The 6,110-nt window shown below is 64.4% G+C and carries 7 protein-coding genes; 5 read left to right on the forward strand and 2 right to left on the reverse strand.

All coding sequences use genetic code 11. The annotated features are described in order from the left end of the window. Together AC04MI_RS22635 and pilM are read left to right on the forward strand one after the other, a co-directional pair. A partial coding sequence (locus AC04MI_RS22635) for a hypothetical protein (protein WP_476498763.1) occupies positions 1-279 on the forward strand: 279 nt, incomplete at its 5' end. 227 nt (positions 280-506) lie between these two features. Continuing rightward, positions 507-2,699, forward strand: coding sequence for a type IV pilus biogenesis protein PilM (gene pilM / locus AC04MI_RS22640; protein WP_476498764.1), 2,193 nt, complete (start codon positions 507-509; stop codon positions 2,697-2,699). Positions 2,700-2,799: 100 nt separating this feature from the next. Here pilM and AC04MI_RS22645 read toward each other — a convergent pair whose 3' ends face one another. Further along, complete coding sequence (locus AC04MI_RS22645; RefSeq protein ID WP_436001390.1) at positions 2,800-3,447, reverse strand: hypothetical protein; 648 nt, start codon at positions 3,445-3,447, stop codon at positions 2,800-2,802. 134 nt (positions 3,448-3,581) lie between these two features. On the opposite strand from AC04MI_RS22645, the gene AC04MI_RS22650 reads away from it, so the two are divergent. The 3 genes from AC04MI_RS22650 to AC04MI_RS22660 all read left to right on the forward strand — a co-directional run bounded on the left by AC04MI_RS22650 (position 3,582) and on the right by AC04MI_RS22660 (position 5,136). After that, positions 3,582-4,175, forward strand: a complete 594-nt coding sequence (locus tag AC04MI_RS22650; protein ID WP_476498765.1) for a hypothetical protein — start codon at positions 3,582-3,584, stop codon at positions 4,173-4,175. Positions 4,176-4,236: 61 nt separating this feature from the next. After that, positions 4,237-4,629, forward strand: a complete 393-nt coding sequence (locus AC04MI_RS22655) for a hypothetical protein (protein WP_436001394.1) — start codon at positions 4,237-4,239, stop codon at positions 4,627-4,629. Between the two features lie 231 nt (positions 4,630-4,860). Continuing rightward, on the forward strand, positions 4,861-5,136 hold the full coding sequence (locus AC04MI_RS22660) for a hypothetical protein (protein WP_436001396.1): 276 nt from the start codon (positions 4,861-4,863) through the stop codon (positions 5,134-5,136). 66 nt (positions 5,137-5,202) lie between these two features. On the opposite strand, the gene AC04MI_RS22665 is transcribed toward AC04MI_RS22660, so the two are convergent. Beyond that, a partial coding sequence (locus tag AC04MI_RS22665; RefSeq protein ID WP_476498766.1) for a DotA/TraY family protein occupies positions 5,203-6,110 on the reverse strand: 908 nt, incomplete at its 5' end.

Genomic DNA, 6,110 nt, shown 5'->3' on the forward strand with positions numbered 1-6,110 from the left:
GGGCAGGGTAGCCACGCCTGTGACTACTACTTCGAGCAGGCCTACGAGGCCTTCTCCAGCTGCGAAGCCATCTGCTCGCCTACGGGACAGCCCTATTACGACCCGAATGCGATCAGGACACTGCACGACGCGACGTGCACGGCGGCATCGCCCAAGGGCAGTGCCGCCCGAGACTCCGCCATTGGCGCGTTCTGTGCCGGTAACCCGGCGCGCTATGGCGATGTGAACTGGTGCCACGTCAACAACTATCGCAGTTACGTGCACGTCACCTGCAGCTGAGCTGGCGGGCGGCTAAACCTGGTTGGACGGAGGGCCCCGAAAGGGGCCCRTTTCCGTTGCGCGCCCCCTACTGGACAGATACCATAATGAAAGTCGATACCCATACTCAGGTGAGCAGTGGGTTAACACTCGGCGTCAAAAGGTTGACGGAAGTTGCATAGCCCCCGGGGTGGGGGTGCGATCCCAAGTCACTTCGTCCACATGATTCCCCTGTTGCGGGAGCAACAATGAACGGCAATCTCCTGATCGTCATCCTGATGGTGGCGCTGGCCGGCGGCAGCACCGCGGCCTACGTCGCGACTGAGCGCAAGGCGCACAACGATGAGGTCGTGTTCCTGTCCGACCACGTCAAAACCTACGCCAACTACGTCAGCACGGCCGCCCGGAACGATCCAAGCCTCACCGGCACGCTGACGCGAGCGCAGGCCAACGTGCCGGCGTTCCTGCAGCTGGAGCCGACCGTGACGAACTACGTCACCGGCGGCGTGGCTTACGTCTACTTCACCCCCAAGAGCCTGGCCGATGGCAACGAGATTGCSCGCAAGTGCGGSGAYTCGATCSTSTGCGGCGTGAAGAACGCCTCCAACCGCATCGTCCAGCCTGGGACAGGCGATGACGCTTTGCCGGCGCCTGCCGCCGCGCCGGTGGGCTCGTTCGTGATGCGCCTGGATGCGGGCGATCCGAACTGTGTGGTCCCCGATCGCGAGTCCACGATCGAGACCTCGCCGGAGACCACCACGGGCAACTGCCCCGCCGGGCAGGCGGGCTCGCAGACGTTGACGCGCACGCGCGAGCGAACCGCAGTGGCTTCGTGCCCTACGCCGAATGGCGCGTTGCAGTGGTCTTACTCCGGCTGGTCCGCACCTGCCTGGACAGTGGCCAGCAGCACCTGCGTGAACTGTCCGGCCGGCTCCACGGAGACCGGCACGCAATGGGTGGGAGCCTCGGCGACCTGCGCCGCCGGCCAGTACGGCGGCCTGAGCTGGGAAAAGCAGCAGTCGCGCACGCGATCGGTGAGCTACAACTGCCCGGCAGGCACGGCCACCGTGCCGCCGCCGACCTATGGCGCGTGGAGTGGTTGGACAGACAACGGCTCGACACGCAACAACACCGGTTCGTGCACAAGCTGCCCCTCGCCTACGAATGAGGCGCAGACGCAGTGGGTTGGCGCCAGCGGGGCGGGCTGCCCGGCCGGCACCTACGGCACCACCTCGTGGGAGAAGCAGCAGACGCGCAACCGCACCGTCTCCTACAGCTGTCCGGCGGGTACAGCGACGCTGCCCGCCCCCACGTATGGGGCGTTCAGCGGCTGGGCTGACACAGGCGCTACGCGCAATCTGAGCACTGCTGCCTGTACGACGTGTCCTGCGCCCACCACGCAGTACGAGTACCAGTGGGTGGGCACGCAGCAGTCCTGCTCGGCAGGCCAGTATGGGCTGCGCACCTGGGAGCGCCAGCAGGTGCGGTCCCGCAGCGTGAGCTACAGCTGCCCGGCTGGAGGCACCTCGCCGCCGGCCCCCATCTATGGGGCCTGGACGGGCTGGTCGGACACCGGCACCACCCGCAACCAGGCTGGCAGCTGCACGGCGTGCCAGGCCACGTCTACCCAGCAGAACTACCAGTGGGTGGGCGCCTCGCAATCGTGCCCGTCTGGCCAGACCGGCAGCTGGACGTGGCAGAAGCAGCAAGTGCAGTCCCGCACCACCTCGCAGAACTGTCCGGCAGGCACGCAGACGGCGCCGGCGATTTCCGACACCGGGTGGAGCGGATGGAGCGACACCGGCGCAAAGCAGGGCGAAAGCAACACCTGCCAGGCAGTGGTGCAGCATTGCAGCGCGGGGAACACCATGCGCGGTGTCGCGTGGCGGACGATGTGGACCAACAACGGCTTYTCCAGCTCGTCGGACACCACGCCGTGGTCCGGYGGCATGTCCGCCTCGCAGATCTCCGCGTTCCAGTACGCGCTGGATCACCAGRYCTACACSAGCTACARCAACTACGAYCCGCAGTACGGCGGCCAGRTCAACCAGAACCAGWSSTAYGGCTACWCSACCGGCTAYGGTGAYCCCAACRSCTGCCAGACCGCGTCCGACATCGGRCGSGTCATGATCAATTCCAGTTTCAACATGGACTGCGTSATGGGGCAGGGTAGCCATGCCTGTGACTACTACTTCGAGAACGCGTACGAAGCCTTCGCCAGCTGCGAGGCCATCTGCTCGCCAACGGGACAGCCCTACTACGATCCCAATGCCATTCGCACGAATTACGACGCGACGTGTGCCAACGCGAATCCGAAGGGTAACGTGGCCAGAGACGCGGCTATAGGGTCATTCTGCTCAGGCAATCCTGCGCGCTATGGCGACGTGAACTGGTGCCAGGCAAACAACTATCGCAGCTACGTGCACGTCACCTGCAGCTGACCAGGAAAGGGCGCCTCGCGGCGCCCTTTCTCTTCGTCCGATCGAGGCAATAGAAAAGGGCGCCCTGGGGCGCCCTTTCTTGTTGGGTTGTCTGCTGTGATCAGGGGCCAGCGAAGCTGGCGCGGATCTCGCCCAGGTCCTCTTCGGTTCCCACGCCGTGCTGATGCTTGAGCCGGCCCTCGGCCACCAGGAAGCCGCGGCCACCTTCGTAGTCGGTGGAGCTGAAGTTCTCAGGCGAGGGGATCGTCAGCGATGCGCCCTTGCGGTAGCGCTCGCCGGTCAGCAGCGAGAGCAGCTTGGCCGAATACTCGTTGAGCACGACACGGCCGCCTTCGACGTTGGGGTGCGAGTGGATGCTCTCGCCGGTGCTGATGAAGTCGAACGGCACCATGTCCTTGCCGGTCATGCAGTTGACCTGCGACTTCTGGGTCAGGATGCGGACGCCGAACTGATCGCCTTGCGGCGAGACGGAGATCTGGGCGCAGGCCTCGACGTTGGTTCGCATCGTCCAGCCATCCAGGAAGCGCGAGACATCGTGGATGAACTCGGCTTTGGTCTGGCCCGGCTGGGAGAGCATGGTCTCCACGACCCAGGAGTCGATCGGGCCGGACGGGCCACGCGGTGTCGGCACGCGCACCTGGAAGGCGTTGGCGGCGGTGAGCTCGCTGGCGTGTTCAACAGCGTGTGTCGGGGCGGGGCTGATGCCCCAGGCAAGCAGTGCTGCAGTGAGCAGGGAGGTGTTGCGCATTGCGCCGCATCCTGGTGTGGGTTGCGGCAAGCATCGCGGATTTATACACTAACGAAAGTTAACCTCTACACTAGTACGTAAGTGGTTAACGGGAAGACCCCAAAGTGTGACCACGTACCAGGAGACCTCACGGAATGGATCAGCAGCAGCTCGCCCAGGCAATGGACCTGTTCGCAGAGAGAGACGCCTGGATGGTCAGCATCGGTGAGCTTCGCGACTATTTCGACGACTACTCGGCGGGCATGAAGGTCATGATGCATCGGCACGTCAGCGCCGGCATCGTTCACCGGGTCATGCCGGGTATCTACATGCATGCCAAGGCCCATCGACGTCGCAAGCTGCGCCTGGACGCGCTGGTGCRCTGCATGCGGCCCAACGATTACGTGTACGTCAGCCTGGACACCGCGGTGAACGTGCACGATGGCCAGCTGAAGCCGAACAAGCTGCGCATKATGACCGATGGCCGGTCCTACGATTACAAGTGCGATCGGGACCTGTTCGACGTGCTGTTCGGCCTGAAGCTCGATGCGATCGAGTTCAGGCATACCAAACGCTCGCAGGAGCAGATCGACGCGGGCCTGAGCGGCCAGCTGTTCAAGGGCCTGCCGCTGGCCACCCGTGCCGCGGCGGTCGCCGACATGACGCGCACGGGGTGCAAGCTCCCGCGGCCGGAGCCGACCCGAGGCGTTCATTTCAGTGACCTGCGTCCCGCTGCGGCGGCAGCCTGAAGGCTGATTTGACGCCGGCGGCAAGCATGCCGTAGTGTGGTTGTCAAGGACAGGGGTCTTTATGAGCTACTACGAGTTCCAGCAAGGTCAGCAGCAGGAGCGCTTCAGCAACGACATCGCTGCACGGCGCGCTACGCGCAATGCGAACGATGCCAATGTGCGGGCGGACCAGTGGATGGTGCACGCGCAGAACCTGGAGCGCCGCCTGGCGCAGGCAGAGGACCAGCTGCAGCGCACCAAGGATCGGTTGACGGTGCGCACCCTCCAGAACGATGTCAATCGTGAAGCGCTGCAGACGCTGCAGGCTGAGCTGAGGAAGCACGACGCCAAGACCAAACTTGGCGACGTTGAAGTCGTACGTGAAGCGAACAGAGACGAGGTCGATCGCCGGCTGCGCGGTACCGGGTTGTGGATCGAGCATACCGAGACCGAAGATCTCATCCATCGCGGCTGATCTGCGATCCCAAGACTTGCTGACCGCCCCCAGAAATGGGGGCGAGTCGTTTCTGGCATCCGCGCATGAGGGCGTTGTGCTGCGCACGGGTGCGCAGTGAGCCGCCCTGAGGTGGTCGATCAGTCCGTTGTTGTCACGCTCAGTCCCTGGTACCGGTTTTGAAAAATCGGTTGGCTGTTACGTGCCAGCGTGCGGGCAGTAGGATTCGGTCCCCACAAGAGGGTGACTGCGATGGCCAATGCCAGACAATCCCGGATCGAGCAGCTGGAAGACAAGCTGACCAGCAGGTTCGGTGCCGAGATCGGTGGTGCGGATCTCCGAACCTTGTTGGGCTACAAGACGGCCGAATCCTTCAGGAAGGCCGTGCAGCGGGGGAAGATTCCAGTCCGCACCTACCTGCATCCTCTTCGTCGAGGCCGGTTCGCATCAGCGCGTGTGCTCGCCGAATGGATGGAGTCCCTGGAGCATGCGGGTCAGGAGGATGATTCCAGGCAGCCGGTGGAATGAACCCCGCAAACGACTCGCCCCCATTTCTGGGGGCGGTCGGGGGTCATCCTTTGCAGGCAGGCTTCTTCAGTTGCTGCCGTCCCGTGTAGGAGCGTTGGCCGGCGCCGTTTGTGCATGGTCGTTGTGGCTGGTGGTCGGTCCGCCGTCTTGGCCGCCACCGCCGCTTCCACCGCCGCCGCCGCCAGGTGAGGGGCCGCCCTTGCCGCCGCCACCGCCGCCGTGCGGCATGACGGTACGGCTGTGGCTTGCGGCGCCGGCGAACACGCTCTGGGACTCGCGAGCTTCGCCATCGGCGATGCCGTGCATGCCGACCGCGCTGCCCATCCAGCGGAAGGTGGCATCCGGGATGTAGTTGATCAGCGAGAAGACCGCGTGCAGCACGGTGGTCTGGATGATGCCGTAGATGATGGCGAAAGCGACCAGCGCGCCAATGCCATTTGCACTGTCGTGCATGGCGCCCTTGGTCGCCAGCATGAAGCCGCCGTTGACCAGGTGGGAGATCGGCTGGGCCACGCCGATCGAGAGGATCAGACCGAACAGCATCAGGATCGGTCGGGTCACCACCGACAGAATGAGCATGTAGCCCGGACCCGCACGGCCGACTGCGTCATCACCATCGGGATGGATGTGCGCCGCAGCGAAGATGGGCGCGGCAACCATTGCCTCGGCGACGGAGACGACCCACTTGATGATGCCGGAGATCCACGCGATGAACGGGATCATCGGGATGTAGAAGGCCATCATGGCACCAGCGGCGAGCAGCGCCAGCGAAGCGGCGTTGATCATGAAGCCGACCTGGCTCAGGGCGCCCTTCAGGCTGAAGACCACACCCACGGTCCAGTCGATGCCCTTCGCGTCGGCCAGGCCGCCAGCGACGGCCAACGCGCCAACGTTGGTCCAGGCCACGGCCATGATGACATCGCCAATCGCCTTGACCTGGCTGACGTGCGAGGTGTTACTGCCCGCCATGTTCT

Source organism: Acidovorax sp. LjRoot204 (assembly GCF_056175785.1).

Excerpts from the sequence above, each read along its gene's own strand:
- AC04MI_RS22645 (WP_436001390.1), bottom strand. The coding sequence starts at position 3,447 with ATGCGCAACACCTCCCTGCTCACTGCAGCACTGCTTGCCTGGGGCATC.
- AC04MI_RS22655 (WP_436001394.1), top strand. The coding sequence starts at position 4,237 with ATGAGCTACTACGAGTTCCAGCAAGGTCAGCAGCAGGAGCGCTTCAGC.
- AC04MI_RS22660 (WP_436001396.1), top strand. The coding sequence starts at position 4,861 with ATGGCCAATGCCAGACAATCCCGGATCGAGCAGCTGGAAGACAAGCTG.